Annotated in this window: 13 protein-coding genes; 2 read left to right on the top strand and 11 right to left on the bottom strand. The window is 55.1% G+C overall.

The features are described from left to right. Window positions 1–26: 26 nt before the first annotated feature. From AB2B48_RS24030 to AB2B48_RS24010, 5 genes are all read right to left on the bottom strand, one after another. Window positions 27–1,178: a Gfo/Idh/MocA family protein gene (locus AB2B48_RS24030; RefSeq protein WP_368300463.1), complete on the bottom strand. Its 1,152-nt coding sequence runs from the start codon at window positions 1,176–1,178 to the stop codon at window positions 27–29. Further along, a complete protein-coding gene (locus tag AB2B48_RS24025) occupies window positions 1,175–2,203 on the bottom strand; it encodes a sugar phosphate isomerase/epimerase family protein (protein WP_185667060.1) in 1,029 nt (342 codons plus the stop codon). Before AB2B48_RS24025 ends, AB2B48_RS24030 begins: the two co-directional genes overlap by 4 nt. Window positions 2,204–2,222: 19 nt before the next feature. Continuing rightward, complete coding sequence (locus tag AB2B48_RS24020) at window positions 2,223–3,464, bottom strand: MFS transporter (RefSeq protein WP_185667061.1); 1,242 nt, start codon at window positions 3,462–3,464, stop codon at window positions 2,223–2,225. A 235-nt stretch (window positions 3,465–3,699) separates the two neighbouring features. Beyond that, window positions 3,700–5,091: a phenylalanine transporter gene (pheP, locus tag AB2B48_RS24015; RefSeq protein WP_368300462.1), complete on the bottom strand. Its 1,392-nt coding sequence runs from the start codon at window positions 5,089–5,091 to the stop codon at window positions 3,700–3,702. 144 nt (window positions 5,092–5,235) lie between these two features. Further along, window positions 5,236–7,428, bottom strand: coding sequence for a TonB-dependent receptor (locus AB2B48_RS24010; protein ID WP_368300461.1), 2,193 nt, complete (start codon window positions 7,426–7,428; stop codon window positions 5,236–5,238). A gap of 309 nt (window positions 7,429–7,737) precedes the next feature. Here AB2B48_RS24010 and AB2B48_RS24005 point away from each other — a divergent pair, with 309 nt between their 5' ends. Beyond that, window positions 7,738–8,568, top strand: a complete 831-nt coding sequence (locus AB2B48_RS24005; RefSeq protein WP_368300460.1) for an EamA family transporter — start codon at window positions 7,738–7,740, stop codon at window positions 8,566–8,568. On the opposite strand, the gene AB2B48_RS24000 is transcribed toward AB2B48_RS24005, so the two are convergent. After that, entirely contained in the window at window positions 8,565–9,467 is a 903-nt protein-coding gene (locus AB2B48_RS24000) for a LysR family transcriptional regulator (protein WP_368300459.1), read from the bottom strand. The two genes, AB2B48_RS24005 and AB2B48_RS24000, sit on opposite strands and share 4 nt — an antisense overlap. A 141-nt stretch (window positions 9,468–9,608) precedes the next feature. On the opposite strand from AB2B48_RS24000, the gene AB2B48_RS23995 reads away from it, so the two are divergent. After that, window positions 9,609–10,919: a serine hydrolase domain-containing protein gene (locus AB2B48_RS23995; RefSeq protein WP_368300458.1), complete on the top strand. Its 1,311-nt coding sequence runs from the start codon at window positions 9,609–9,611 to the stop codon at window positions 10,917–10,919. Between the two features lie 74 nt (window positions 10,920–10,993). Here AB2B48_RS23995 and sbmC read toward each other — a convergent pair whose 3' ends face one another. The 5 genes from sbmC to AB2B48_RS23970 all read right to left on the bottom strand — a co-directional run bounded on the left by sbmC (window position 10,994) and on the right by AB2B48_RS23970 (window position 15,105). Beyond that, window positions 10,994–11,464 (bottom strand): DNA gyrase inhibitor SbmC, encoded by a 471-nt coding sequence (sbmC, locus tag AB2B48_RS23990; RefSeq protein WP_368300457.1) that lies wholly within the window; start codon window positions 11,462–11,464, stop codon window positions 10,994–10,996. Window positions 11,465–11,978: 514 nt separating this feature from the next. Next, window positions 11,979–12,179 (bottom strand): excisionase family protein, encoded by a 201-nt coding sequence (gene xisR, locus AB2B48_RS23985; RefSeq protein ID WP_368302002.1) that lies wholly within the window; start codon window positions 12,177–12,179, stop codon window positions 11,979–11,981. Between the two features lie 377 nt (window positions 12,180–12,556). Then, window positions 12,557–12,748 (bottom strand): hypothetical protein, encoded by a 192-nt coding sequence (locus tag AB2B48_RS23980; RefSeq protein ID WP_368300456.1) that lies wholly within the window; start codon window positions 12,746–12,748, stop codon window positions 12,557–12,559. A gap of 88 nt (window positions 12,749–12,836) precedes the next feature. Further along, a complete protein-coding gene (locus tag AB2B48_RS23975; RefSeq protein ID WP_368300455.1) occupies window positions 12,837–13,421 on the bottom strand; it encodes a hypothetical protein in 585 nt (194 codons plus the stop codon). Window positions 13,422–14,286: 865 nt separating this feature from the next. Beyond that, window positions 14,287–15,105 (bottom strand): hypothetical protein, encoded by an 819-nt coding sequence (locus AB2B48_RS23970; RefSeq protein WP_368300454.1) that lies wholly within the window; start codon window positions 15,103–15,105, stop codon window positions 14,287–14,289. Between the last annotated feature and the right edge of the window lie 42 nt (window positions 15,106–15,147).

The following is a 15,147-nucleotide window of genomic DNA, read 5'->3' as shown; positions in this document are numbered from 1 at the left end:
ACGGGCCCGGCGTACCGGGCGCACGGTTATTGTTCGACGCTGACCCAGCGCCGCTGCTGATGGCTTTTCACAATTGCGTCAATAAGATACATCACGTTCGCCCCCTCGCTAAATGAGGCAAAGCGGCGCTCATGCTCCTGCGGCATCCTCCCTGCACGCACCGCCTGGTAGAAATTGAGCATCATGTTTTTAAACGCGTCCGGCCAGCCTTCGTTGTGCCCACCGGGGAAGTGGGCCTGCCCGGCGACGTCGCGGTTCAACAGGCTGGGGTCGTCGCTCAGCAGCTGGTTGGGCTGGCTACGATGGCCAATCCACAGCTGCTGCGGCGTTTCCTGATCCCAGGCCAGTGAACAGGCGCTGGCGTTGATATCAAAGTGGAGGCGGTTTTTACGCCCGGCGCTCACCTGCGAGACGCTAAAACAGCCTTTGCTGCCGTCATCAAAGCGGAACAGCACCGAACCGGCATCTTCAGTGGTTACCGGCACGTCCTGGTATCCGGTAGCATTTTGCTGTTCGCTGAAGGTTGCCTGCGCCCCAATGCTGGCCTTGCGCGTCGGCCAGACGATAGCGAGGTCGGCCATCACTTCAACGATGCGCCGCCCGGTGACAAACTGCACCGTGTCGCACCAGTGCGAGCCTATATCGGCCACCGCCCTGGAAACCCCGCCCTGCTGCGCGTCCACGCGCCAGTTGAAGTCGTTTTCCAGCAGCATCCAGTCCTGATGGTAGCCGCCGTAGGCGGAAAAAAGTCGACCAGCGCTACCGTCACGCATCATGCTCGCCGCCTGCTGCACCATGGCAAACTGGCGATAGACGAAGCTCACGCCGTGCACCACGCCCGCTGCTTGCGCCATCTTAACCAGCTCGCGCGCCTCATCGGAGGTCATACATAACGGCTTTTCAGAGAAAACATGTTTCCCCGCCCGCAGGATCTTCCGATTCACCTCGGCATGTAAAAAGTTCGGAGTGCAATTATGCACCACCTGTAGCCCAGGGTGCGCCAAAAGCGCATCAACGTCGCCATAAGCGTGCGGAATATTAAGCTGCCGCGCCTTCTCCTGCGCCTGCTCCAGCGAAGCGTCGCACAGCGCTACCACCTCAACAAACCCCAGGCGGCGCAGCGCTTCAATATGCGCCGGGCCAATAAAACCTGAGCCTACAATACCTACCTGAATCATCCGCGTACCTCGCTGCCCGCGGCAAAGTCATCAAAGGCCCGTGCGGATACGGGAATGATATGCCGTTTGATAAATTCGCTGCCTTCGCGCGCGCCGGTCTGCGCGTCCTTCAGGCAGCACTCCCACTCCATCACCGCCCAGCCGTCAAAATCGTACTGGCTGAGTTTGCTGAAAATCTTTTTAAAATCGATATCGCCGTCGCCGAGCGAGCGAAAACGCCCGGCGCGATCCAGCCAGTTCTGATAACCGCCGTAGACGCCGCTGCGCCCGTTGCGCTCGAACTCCGCGTCCTTGACGTGGAACGCCCGAATGCGCGAATGGTAGATATCGAGATACGCCAGGTAGTCGATATTCTGTAGGTGCAAATGGCTCGGGTCGTAGAGCATGTGGCAGCGCGGATGGTTATCTACCTTCGCCAGGAAACGCTCGAAGGTCACGCCGTCGTGCAGGTCCTCACCGGGGTGAATTTCGTAGCACAAATCGACGCCGTGCTCGTCAAAACAGTCCAGAATAGGCCGCCAGCGGTTAGCCAGTTCGTTAAACGCTTCGTCCAGCAGCAGCGCGTTATGCGGCGGCCACGGGTAGAAGTAAGGCCACGCCAGCGCCCCGGAGAAAGTGGCATGCGCCTTCAATCCTAGACGCGCCGACGCACGTGCCGCATTTTTCACGCTCTCAACCGCCCACTGCTGACGCGCCGCCGGGTTGCCGCGTAACGCCGCGGGGGCAAAGGCATCAAACGCGCTGTCGTAGGCCGAATTTACGGCTACCAGCTGGCCTTCAAGGTGCGTAGAAAGTTCGCTAATAACCAGCCCGTGCTCGGCAAGCCTTCCGGTAATCTCATCACAGTAGGTCTGGCTGGTCGCCGCCTGCTGCAGATCGAAAATCCCCGGGTGGTTGCACGGCAGCTGTAGCGCCTTAAACCCCAGCCCTGCGGCCCACTCTGCTAGCCCATCGAGCGTATTAAACGGCGGCTCTGCGCCAATAAACTGCGCCAGAAAAATGCCCGGTCCCTTGATGGTTTTCATACCCCCTCCTTTCAAAAAATTACGCCTGTGCTTTCTCGTCATATTTGAACGAGACAAGGAAAATCAGTGCAATAACCACTGCGGCCACCGCCGGGATCCACCAGAAGTTTACCCAGGCTGCCGGAATGGTTTGCCCGGCAACCAGATGGTTGTAGAGCGAGCCAGAAATCTGCGAGCCCAGCAGCATACCGATGCCGTAAGTGAACATCACCACCATGCTCTGCGCCTGCCCTTTCACCTTTTCGCCCGCCACGCGGTCGGTGTAAATAAAGCCCACCACGAAGAAGAAGTCATAGCAGACACCATGCAGCAGGATGCCGAGATACAGCAGGAAGCGCGTCTCTTCGTTGATGCCCAGCGCAAAGAACATATAGCGCACAAACCACGCCAGCATGCCGATGAGCAGCATGTACTTCACGCCCAGGCGGCGGAACAGCAGCGGAATAATCAGCATGAAGAAGATTTCCGACATCTGGCCGAAGGACATCGCAGTACTGACATCCGCCACGCCCGCGTCCGCCAGGAACGAGGCGGTGTAGGCGTAGTAGGTGCCGAGCGGTACGGAAATCAGCGTGGCGCAGACGGCGAACACCAGGAAGTGACGGGTTTTCAGTAATGCAAAGGCGTCGGCACAGAACAGGTCGCGCAGCTTAAGCGGCTGCCCTTTCGCCGGTGCCGGCGTGTGCGGCAGCGTCAGGCTATAAACCGCCAGCACCACCGAGCACAGCGCTGCCAGCGTGAAGATACCGGTAGTGTCGGAGATGCCGGTCACGCCGATAAAGATCCCGGCGACAATCCAGCCGATAGTGCCGAACACGCGCACCACCGGGAAGGTTTTATCGATATTACTCAGGCTGTGGAACGCAATGTTGTTGGTCAGCGCCAGCGTTGGCATGTAGCACAACGTGTAACCGAACAGCAGCGCAATCAGCAGCGCGCCGTTTTCCGCTACCAGCGCCTGCGGCACAAACCACAGAATCGCCGCGCCGAGCAGGTGCATCACCGCCATCACCTTCTGCGACGGGAAGAAGCGGTCAACCAGCATCCCGAGGACGAACGGCGACAGGATCGAGGCAATCGGCCCCGCCGAGAAAGCATCGCCAATCAGCAGCGACATGTTGTACTGGGTCATCACCAGGCCAAGCGTCACCGACCAGCTTCCCCAGATAAAAAACTGCATAAACATCATTAACGACAGGCGCGGGACTAACAGCCGGTGCTGTACGCCGCTTTGTTCACGACTTTCCGTTGTAGACACCATGTTTTTACCCTCAAAAGTAATCGATTACAAAACTGACTCAGGAGAAAAGTAATCGATTACAAAAAGAAGATCCCGTCTGCCGTTGTCAATTTGGGAGAAGCGTCACGATTAAAAAACAGGCGGCTGTCGGAAGGGAATCGCTGGGGATAGGAACACGACGGAAATGGGCGGTGCATTCCCGGGGTCGCATGCGCTCGCCCGGGCTACGTGAGATAAGCAGCCCGGGCGGGAAAACTTACGCTTCGCGGCGCAAGGTTTTGAAGGCAACGAACAGGAACAGCACCCACACCGGCAGCAGGATCGCCGACAGGCGCATGCCGTCCATGGTGCACATCAGCACGAGGATCATCAGCAGGAAGGCGATACATACGTAGTTGCTGGCCGGCGCCCACAGCGCTTTGAACTTCGCTTCGCGGCCTTTACGGCGCATGGCGGCACGGAACTTGAGGTGCGCCATACAGATCATTATCCAGTTCAGCAGCAGCGTTGCCACCACCAGCGCCATCAGCAGGCCAAAGGCTTTTTGCGGCAGCAGATAGTTGACCAGCACCACCAGCGAGGTGATAGCCCCGGAGAGCAGCAGTGAGTTCACCGGTACGCCGCGCTTGCTCACTTTGGTCAGGAAGCGCGGAGCATTTCCCTGCACGGAGAGGCCAAACAGCATGCGGCTGTTGGAATAAACGCCGCTGTTGTAGACCGACAGCGAGGCCACCAGAATGACGAAGTTCAGCGCTGATGCCACCACATTACTGTCAAGATTGTGGAAGATCATCACAAACGGGCTGCTGTCAGACTGAATGCCCTGCCACGGGTAGAGCGCCAGCAGCACAATCAGCGAGCCGATATAGAACAGCAAAATACGGTACACCACCTGGTTAACCGCTTTCGGGATCGTAGTCTCCGGGCTGCGCGCTTCCGCCGCCGTAATACCGATAAGCTCCAGCCCGCCGAAGGAGAACATGATCACCGCCAGCGACAGAATCAGCCCTTTCCAGCCGGTGGCGAGGAAGCCGCCGTCGCGCCAGAGGTTGCTGATACTGGCATGCTCACCGCCGTTGCCGGTCGTCAGCATCCAGATACCGAAGCCAATCATGCCGATAATCGCCAGCACTTTAATTAGCGCAAACCAGAACTCGGTTTCGCCATACAGGCGCACGTTGACCAGGTTCACGGCGTTAATCAGCACAAAGAAACCCGCCGCCCAGATCCAGGTAGGGACGTGCGGCAGCCAATATTGCATATAGATCCCGGCGGCGGTCAGTTCAGCCATGCCCACCAGCACGAACATAACCCAGTAGTTCCAGCCAGAGAGAAATCCGGCGAACGGCCCCCAGTATTTATAAGCAAAATGGGCAAATGACCCGGATACCGGCTCTTCCACCACCATCTCGCCAAGCTGGCGCATGATCAGAAAAGCGATAACGCCAGCGATAGCGTAGCCCAGCACGACCGCCGGGCCTGCCATTTGGATGGCCGGGCCAATGCCGAGGAACAGGCCGGTGCCGATAGCGCCCCCGAGGGCGATTAATTGAATATGGCGGTTCTGTAATCCGCGGTGAAGCGTCGGGCTATTATCCGACGAGGCATCCGGTTGATTCTGGCTGGATGCTGATGACGCGTTTTTCACGTCTATCCCCTTAGCATTTTTATGAAGGGGCACCTTTTAACACTTAGCGCCGCTTGCCGCAAGGCCATCAGCACCGGCTCCCCAGATGTAAAAAGCCCCGAAACGCACGCGCTTTCGGGGCAATAACCCTATTTTAGCAATGACTTAGAAGTCGTAGCTGACCGAGACTTTTAAGGTGCGCGGCTCGCCCTGGTAGATATAGACGCCGGTGTCATCAGCGCCAGACCAGTAGTTCTGGTTGGTCACGTTGGTTACGCCCACGCGCCACACCAGATCGTTCTGCTCCTGATTCAGGCGCATGCGGTAGCGCATTCCCAGATCCAGCGTCGTGTAGCTATCGAGCTTTTTGGTGTTGGCGGTATCAGCATACTGAGATCCAGTGTGGTTCACCCGCGCGGTGGCCGTGAGTCCATCAATCGGTTTGATGTCATATTCTGCCCCCAGCACCGCGTAGAAGCGGGATACGCCAATCGCATCGTTCCCATCATTAGTGCCGCCTGCGGTTTTGGTCAATTCAGGATCAATCCACAGCGTGCTGCCGGTCAGGCGCAGTCCGAGCACCGGCTCACCAAAGACGTTCAACTCCACGCCGCGGTTACGCTGCTCGCCGTCCATCCGGTAGTACTTATCGCTATCCAGCACGCCAGAAGGCTTGGTTATCTGGAACAGCGACAGCGAGCCACCTACGCGTTGGTAGTCAATTTTTATGCCCACTTCGTCCTGCTTAGAGTGGGCAATACCAATGCTCTGGCCGTAGTTTTTCGCCGTTATCGGCGCATTGTTTGCAGGCTGCAGCGCTTCGGTATGGTTAGCGTACAGCGAGAGCGTCTCCCACGGTTTGTACACCAGGCCAAACGTTGGCATCCAACGGCTTTCGGTAAAGCTTGACGTGGTGGTTTCAAGACCGGTCTGGTTATCGTAGTTACGGATCACCACCTTCTGGTGGCGCGCGGCAGCGGTAAACAGCAGGCTGTCGTCGAAGAAGCCCAGCGTATCGCTGAGCAGCCAGCCCTGGGTACGGTTGCGCGCAGTGGTCAGCGGATCGTCATAGTGGCCGCCTTTTGGATTCGGCTTGTAATCCGGCATGTCCACGTCATGGCTATTGTAGATATTGATAGTCGGGTTTTTGGTACTGTCTGACATACGCCAGGCCGTCGCATCGCGACGTATCTGCGCCGAGTAGCCCACGTTTACTTTATGGGAGACTACGCCGGTATTGAAGTTCCCGCGGATACCGCCCATACCGCTAAAGCTGTCGATAATGCGGTTGGTATCCAGACGACCAACGGTGGCATTGCCATTAACGTTGGTCAGCTTCGGCGCGGCGTAGGTGCCGATTTCATGCGCGTGCTGCGCACCCAGCCCGGCGTAGGTTGTCCAGTTATCGGTCAGGTCATACTCGGTTTTAACCATGCCGAATTCGTTTTCGATGTCGCTATAGCCCCACTTCTGCGCGTAGCTTTTGGTGGCGTCCGGCACCGCTGGAATTTCGGCAATATTGGCGACGCCCACGCCCATCTCACCGCCGTGGAAGGTCTTTTTCTGATAGCCAAAATCCAGCGAGGAGCGCAGGCGGTCACCGCGATAGTCGAGGCCCAGCGACGCCAGGGTGGTGCGACGCTTGTCGTTGTCGATACGCCCTTCCCCTTCGCGGTGCAACACGTTCACGCGCGCGCCAAACTGGTTGTCATCGCCGAAACGACGCCCAACATCCAGCGAGCCGCCCACCTGGGAGTCAGAGGTGTAGTCCACGCCGACGCGCGTGGTTGGGATATCTTCAGCGCGTTTAGGCTCAAGGTTAATCATCCCACCCACGCCGGAGCTTGCCGCGCCGTTAACCAGCGCGTTCGCCCCTTTAAAGACTTCGATGCGCTCCAGCATCTGGGTGTCCATCACCTGACGCGGCACCACGCCGGAAAGACCGCCCATGGTCATATCATCGCCATCGAGCTTAAAACCACGAATACGGTAGGTTTCCGCAAAGTTACCGTAGCCCTGCACCGCCTGAACGCCCGCGTCGTTTTTGACCACGTCAGCAATGGTTTTAGCCTGTTGATCCTGCACCAGCTTCGAGGTGTAGCCGATAACGTTGAACGGCACGTCCATCGCCTTCTGCTCACCGAGCATGCCCAGGCGACCACCGTGGGCAATTTGTCCATCAAGGTAAGCGGGCACCAGATCTTCACCACCGGCTTTGAAATCGCTGCCGTCAACGCCCTGAACCACCATCGTTTCAGGCTGATTTTTCCCGGTTGTGGCATCTTCAGAGGTTGCGGCATAGGCCGCAGGCAGCACGGTGCTTATCGCCAGTGCCAGCACGGAGAGTTTTGTTTTCATGAGAGCATCCCTTGGTATCGAATAAAAAATCCATTGTCGGTCCCAACGGGTTTCTCGCTTCTCACGCCCCAGAATCACCCTGTGAAATGCTCTCACCGATTACTGAGCCAGCCGGATAACAACAATGAATAAAAATGAGATCGAGAACTATACTCATTATCAAGATGTGATCAAGTATCAATCAGTAGTAGCAACGGGGAATAACCACAAAAATTTCATGCTGTTGTTATCGGGCCAGCGCACAAAACAATATGCCGCCACCGTGTGGCTTCATGCATAATTATTCCATCGCCCTCAGAGGACTCTTCCGTGCTGCTCAAAATTATCCTGGCTATGATCGCCTTTGCCGCCAACTCTCTGCTTTGTCGACTGGCGTTAAAGGGGCTGCATATGGATGCGGTATCGTTTAGCAGCATGCGCCTGCTGAGCGGAGCAATAGCGCTTTTTCTGCTGCTGCAGCTACCGGGGCTTCGTCGCAAGCCGGAGTTTAACTGGCTTAATGCCGCGCTGCTGGCAACCTATGTATTTGCCTTCTCACTGGCCTATCTGTCGTTAACCACCGCCGCCGGGGCGCTGCTGCTGTTCGGCACCGTACAGTGCGTGATGACCGGATGGGGGCTGATGCGCGGCGAGCGCCTGACCGCGCTGAAAAGTCTCGGTATGCTGGGGGCGATGGGTGGGCTGGCGCTGCTGCTGCTGCCCGGTGCGGGGCATCCTTCTGGCAGCGCATCACTGTTGATGATCCTGTCCGGCGCGGCGTGGGCCGTTTACTGCATTACCGGCAAGAGGGTACAGAATGCGGCAGCGGCCACCACCGGGAATTTCATTCTGGCGGTTCCGATGGCGCTGGCGGTGTTGCTGCTCAGTGGTTTTCACGTCCATGCGGATGCCGTGGGGCTGATGCTGGCAGTGCTCTCCGGGGCGCTGATGTCCGGCGGGGCCTATCTGCTCTGGTATTCGCTATTACCTCAGCTCAGCCCCACCACTGCCAGTACGCTGCAACTCAGCGTCCCCTGCCTGGCCGCACTGGGCGGGCTGATCTTTATGGGCGAAGCCATTGATATGCGCATGCTGTTGGCGATTGTTATCACCCTTTCCGGCATTGGTCTGGTCATTGCGGCGGACAGACGGCGGATTTAATCCGCGCGCCTACTCACCTCCCGCCACAGCGCAGACAGGCGGGTGAGCGTGTCATCAATTAACATCCGCTTTTCGCTACCCGGTCGCCAGATGGTCACCATAGTCTGGCTAATACCTTCATTACCCACCACCGTGGGAATCGCGGAAACATGTTTCCAGCGCGCCGCCTCAAAATGGGTCGGTAAAAATCCCCATCCGCACCCTGCCTCCATCAGGCTGCGCAGCATCTCAAGCTCGTTGGCCACAATGATATTGCCGGAGATTTGCAGCCGCCGCGCCATGGGTACATCGCTTGCAGAGTGCATCACCACCTGCGGCGTTAAAGAGAGATCAAGCAGTGAACAAGGGCGCACGACATCGACAAACAGCGACTCTGCGGCGTAAAAATCCATGTCGATAGCACCGAGCGCGCGCCACTCCATATCGCTGCCGACGCTGTGGTTGTTGGCCTGAAAGAAGCCCAGATCGGCCTGCCCGCTCGCCAGCGCTTTTTCACCTTCAGCGCGTGAGGTGCATCTTAGGCTCAGACGGATCCCCCGCTTCGCCATCTGGGTAATTAACGCCTGCAAAAAACGGCGCGGCGTAAAGGGATCGTAGGCAACGCCCAGCTCCTGCACCTCCGTTGATGGCACCTGACGGGCAAACTGTTCGAACGCCCTGGCCTGACGCATCAACAGGTGCGCCTGGCGATGAAGCTGTTCGCCTTCAGCCGTCAGTTGCAGCGCTCGCCCCTGACGGACAAACAGCGGGTAGCCAAGACCATCTTCCAGCAGATCGATAAGATCGCGAAGCGTAGTGCGATCTTTTTCCAGCTTCATCGCGGCCTTCATCAGGCTGCCGTGCTCTGCAACGGCGGTGAAGGCTTCAAGCTGAGAAAATGAGTAAGACAGTGACGGCACGCTGGCTCCTTTTGCAGTGCATGTGGGGGTTTTTCCCCCATTACGCGTTTTTTATTATAGTGCGGCGATTTTTATACTGCACCCATCCCGTCACCCCGCCGGGACAACGTGTCTATGGGTATAACTAAAATCGAGAATGCTATGAATAATAAACATAAATCCTTACCTGCAAAGTCCTGTCTGCTGGCAAGCCTGGTCGCTGGAGCACTTCTCTCTTCTCCCGCCATGGCGGCCTGTGAAGGCACGGAGCTCACCGCCTGCCCGGCCCCTTTTGATACCACCCTGCCCGATACCAAAACCATGCTGACCTGGGATCAGGCCGAGCGCGTTATCGGTTTTCGTAACGACTACCGCAACTATCAAGGCGATGTTTTCCATCACGGGAAATCCGTGCCGTTAGTGACGGCGGAAAAACCGCTGACGCAGGCGAGCTATCAGATCAACGGCAAACAGTGGACGCTTCAGGACTACCTTAAACGCCAGAACGTCAGCGGCATGCTGGTACTAAAAGACGGTAAAATTGCCTGGAAATACCTGGGGGCAGGCAACACCGACACCACGCTCTGGACCTCCCGGTCGGTAGGGAAATCGGTGGTGTCTACGCTGGTAGGCGTGGCGTTAAAAGAGGGAAAAATCCACTCGATGGACGATCTGGTTACGCAGTATGAACCCGATCTGAAGGGCACCGCCTGGGACGGCGTGACGCTAAAACAGCTGATTCAGCACACCTCCGGCGTGGCATGGAATGAAGATTACGCGAATCCGCAGTCTGATTTCGCCAGGCTCACGCAGTGTGAAGCACACTCGGGTACCTATGACTGCGTCCGCACGCTGGTCTCAGGCCTGAAACGCGCCCATCCGGCGGGTGAAGTCTGGTCTTACTCCTCCGGCGGCGCCTGGCTGCTGGGCGACGTGCTGGAGCGCGCGACGGGCATGACGCTTGCTGCCTACATTGAGCAAAGCATCTGGCAGCCGTACGGCATGGCGAGCGATGGCGTGTGGCACGCCTACAGCAAAAACCAACATGATGTTGGCGCACACGGCTTTAATGCCACCCTGGAAGATTGGGGCCGCTTCGGCGAGTTCGTGCTAAACAACGGCCGCCTGCCGAACGGCAAGCAGATTCTGCCGGAGAACTGGGTTACTCAGTCGGCCGACTGGAACAAGGCGAAAAATTCTGTCTCCGTGGCGCATCCGCAGGGGCTTTATGGTTATCAGTGGTGGAATAACGAAGTGCCTGCCAACGCCAAAAACGTGGTGCCAGCGCCGCAGGATTCGCTGAAAGGATCCATGTGGGCGCTGGGGATTTATGGCCAGATGATCATGGTCAACCGCGCGGAAAATCTGGTGATCGTCCAGTGGTCAACCTGGCCGCAGGCAGAACCGTCGTTCAACGCCCAGCCGCTGGAAGCCTCGCTGATGTTCAGCGCAATTGCAAAAGCATTGCATTAATCATCCGCGATACAGGGCAGTAGCCCAGCAGATGACCACGCCAGAGCCGGACTTTACGCTCTGGCGTTTTCAGGTCAGGCCTTCGGCTCTACCGCGATAAACATATCGATATCCCAGTAGCCCTCTTCCGCCCCGTTATTGTGGTAAATCTCAAAGCAGGGCTTTGGTGCCCACTGATGGGTTTCGTCCTTCATGACGCTATCAAAGAACTGATACCAGGGCGTGGCGAAGTCGTGGTTGATAACGCGAGCCTGCGCGACGGCATACAGCCCGCCCGCCACTTCCGCCAGCATCACCCCTTCGCTGTTGGCAGGGATAACGAAATCATCGGCCACCGACACCACGGTATCACAGCGCAGCTTCTCGGCAGGCACTTCATCCGGGTTGTCGTAATAGACGGCAAGCCACTCCTGAGCAGGGATTTGCTGACCATCCACCCACATCATCAGCTGCTCAAAACCCTGTTTGACCGTCTGCTCCCATGGGCCAACCATATGAAAACCGGCAATTTTACGTTGCTTAACCTGCTTAATCTCGTAGTCCATGCTGCCTCCGTTAACATACTGTAATTTCATACAGTATAATTGACGTATTTTGGTTTCGACAAACGAACAGTGAACATTATGTGAGCAGATTCGCACTCTTGCCAGGGGAAGAATGTAGGGGAGGATTTCAGGAAAATGGTGCCCTGCAGGATTCGATATAAACAGGTAACACACTGTTTTAAATTGATAATCAACCATTCAATTTCACAACGTGCCCCCTTTAATGCCCCCAAATGTTTTTATCACCACTTTTTTGATGAGTTTTTCACGCAGATTTGTTCCGGGTTATCGCAATGCCGGCGCATTCCCCAGTTTCCTAGGTTTCTGGCGTAAGCACTTTTTCTATTACGCCAGTTTCCTAGGTTTATGGGGAAGAGAACGTCTCGCTTTCTCCAGAAACTAAAGAAACTGGCGTAATAATAGAGATTCTGCGTTTTGGCATCACATCGAATTCGGGAAACTCGCAACGACCTTGAATAAAATCCATGATCAACACAATGCCAGTGAAACCCGGTTATCCGTCCGAGCGTTTTGTTCGTGGTATTGCGGGCTTCTGGCGCTCAACCCAGTTATCGACCTCATGGCGGTTGTAGAGGATAGGGGAGTTTTCCTTAGGCTGGCAATCACCGGAGTAATGCCGATACTCGCGCCCTTCCATCCAGGACTTCTCCCGGGCAGATTTGATGGCATGTTTAGTTAGCCCCGTGATTGCCATCAATAGCTCTTCGGATACCCATTTATTGGGAACTAGTTGGATAATGCTCTTCTCTGACACACAGACACCATTAAGTTTGACTCATCATGCCAGTGAGCATACCGAAGGCGCTATTTTTTAACGTGAACAGGCCCAAGCTATGGAAACTCTTCCATGTGTACTTAAAAAGCGTTAGTTCAGTTGGTTCAGTCGGTTCGATTTGTAAAGACTGTTGTTTTTAAATGAATTATTCACAAAAAGTGAACCAACACGTCCAGTATTTGAACCAACATAAAGAGGCCGTGAACCAACACGACGCTTAAAAACTGCTATTCAGAGAGAATGGTTAGGGTGGAATCCACCAGCATGGTACTTGCCTGGTGCTGATATGGTGCCGATCATCTCACACGACGCGGCGATGGTTTATTCCATTGGTAAGCAGGGCCGGTCATCATTTCGCGGTACCGCCTGGATAAGGCCGTACCCTCTGCCAAATGTCGCTTCAACTCTCGCAGCTCCAGCGGTTCGAGCTGGTGGCCGTCATGTTCAAGCTTAGCAATGGTCAGCAACTCTATTTCACGTGGCGTCATGGATTATCTCCCTGCTGGTGGTACGCAGCATTATAATGCCCGCCAGGAGATACTTCACTGGCTGGCGCGGTTATACCTGCGTATCCCCCTAAACTCCTGCCTTGCGGTATACACGACTGGTGATCCGCTCCACAACGGGAGAGAACGCTTTCCAATAGGCAGCCTCAGCCTGTACTAGCCGGGCGAGACGTTTATTAAAAATCTCCCAGCGCATTCCTTTAGGCTTCGGGAATAGATGTGAGTGATTTGCCAAGTTACGAGTCAGTTCGGTATTTCCCCAAATTGCGTAACGCTGGCGGCGAATATCCCTGCGCATTCGGGTTAATTGATCCTCACTCTGGCTGGCATAGTGAAGCTTCCAGCATTTCCTGCAGGCGATGTCTTTCTTTCCGATATACAGCTTGGCCGCCCTGGTGCCGCAGTGAGGGCAAACGTACCATTGCCGCACTCCGTAGCCCGCCTGCGTGGTGGTGATACCGATAGCACGCGTTACGCCGTTGATGGTTACCGCATACCCACCAGCCTGCAGGAAGGTATAGAGGGTTCCAGACTCGGTCTGAGTATAAAGCTGTGTGCCGGGTGCGGCGCTCTCCAAGCGGCGGCGCATATTTGCCAGAAATGGCAGACCTATGCGGGGCAAATCCTCCGTGTAGTTGCGCGTTCTGCTTCTCACTGATTAACACTCCTGCGCGCTGCTGTGAAAAATTGAATACGAAATAATATGCGTATTTTACTGGATACCAGTGTGGAAACCTCGATCCAATTACAGGGCTTGTCGTCCTTTTTATGGACTCCGAAAACCCCTCTTCCTTTGCTCTATGATGTCCGAAAATTCCAATATAAGGTGATGTCAGATAAATCTTCCCAACGTTCCTCTTGTGTTGTGATGGTGGAAAAATCTTCGTTACGTATTGATGTTCGAAAAACCTTGCTCCGTTTCCTCTAACGTAACTACGTTAGAAAAATATTCCACCCATACAATGATATCTAAAAAATCTTTCTTCCCATTATCCTGCCTCGTACTTGTCGCGAAATTCCATACAGCGGGTCTCTCCGCCATTCTGCGACCTCAGCGGTGTACGATTAATCTTTAATCGACTGACTTATCAGCCGGTCAACCGCGCGCGCGCGTACTGTTGCATAAAGTCGCTTTCCCTCGCGTAGTGATCACCGATAAATCTTCCCACCTCGCGTAGTGACTCCGCTAAAACCTTCCCAGCTCGCATAGTGAGGTAATTAAAATCTTCGCGCGCGTACTGGTCACGAAACTCCCTCGCCTCGTGTAGTGATGTCGGAAAAACCTTCGCGCGCACAAAACTTCTTCCGCTCGCGTGGTGACCGTAAGAAAATCTTCACGTGCGCGCCCATGCGCGCGTACTTGTCTCGAAATCCCGTACAACAAGGCTTGAGTTGGTAAACACACTGGTGTGCGCTTGGAGCGTCACTGCTCATTGGAAGGCTTAGGGTAATCTTAGGGTGGGTGGGATATAGCTATCAGGGCCTGGGTAAAAAAAAGCCCGGCGAACCGGGCGAATTAATTAGTTAGGTGCTTTGGGGTCAACATTAAACGTGACATCACCTTCTGTGTTTTGTCCTGCATAGCTGGCGGCTATTCGAGCGAGTCCTTTGTAATCAGCAATTCCATCAGATTGCTGCGAAACAACAGAGCTGCCAACCTTCCATAGCATATTTACCTGTTTGTTGTTGGTGTACGCCTTTGCATCAAATGACTGAAGAATAACTCCCGCGCCATAAAACGTATCAGTTACAGTCGTGTTATAGGCACCGGTAATGCCATAAGTCGGGGTATAAACAGTTGTTGCCGTTCCAGTGGTATTAGCAGTTCCGTAGCCACCGCCATAACTATTAAACGTGGTGTTTGCGCTTCCGTATGTTGTTGCTGAGCTCACACCTGTTTGCCCATAAATCGGGACTGTAACATTGCGAGTATTTGAAACAGCGCCACTTCTCAAAAAGTTCAAGAGGATTGCCTGGTCCGCTAATTTTTCATCTTTAACTTGCGTATATCCCTGTCTCGATAGGCTATCAACCACTACCGCGGCTATTTGTGTGTATTCAATCTGTTTAGTGTTCCAGAGCTCTTGGCTCGCAGGGATAATTACGAATTTCTTACCTACAGATTGCCCAGAAGATAAGGCATTTACAGTTACCAGCGGTTTTTGTGCGCATCCAGCCAATAATGACAGAGCAAATAGCACTATGAGCTTTTTAAGCATGACGATCTCACCCAAGAATTGTGTGGTTGTAAATTTATCATCACTGTAAGCAAATGTAAGCAGCGCATTTATGATGTAGCAGCTAATTATGAGAGTTAGCTCAATATCACCATCGCGCATCACAAGCCCTCCCTAGCCTTTATGATGCCGATAGCCAGCAAA

It is taken from the genome of Kluyvera sichuanensis, assembly GCF_040930405.1.
GTDB classification, from domain to species: domain Bacteria; phylum Pseudomonadota; class Gammaproteobacteria; order Enterobacterales; family Enterobacteriaceae; genus Kluyvera; species Kluyvera sichuanensis.
The sequence above is the reverse complement of the archived record's forward strand: the minus strand, read 5'-3'. Positions and strand labels throughout refer to the sequence as shown.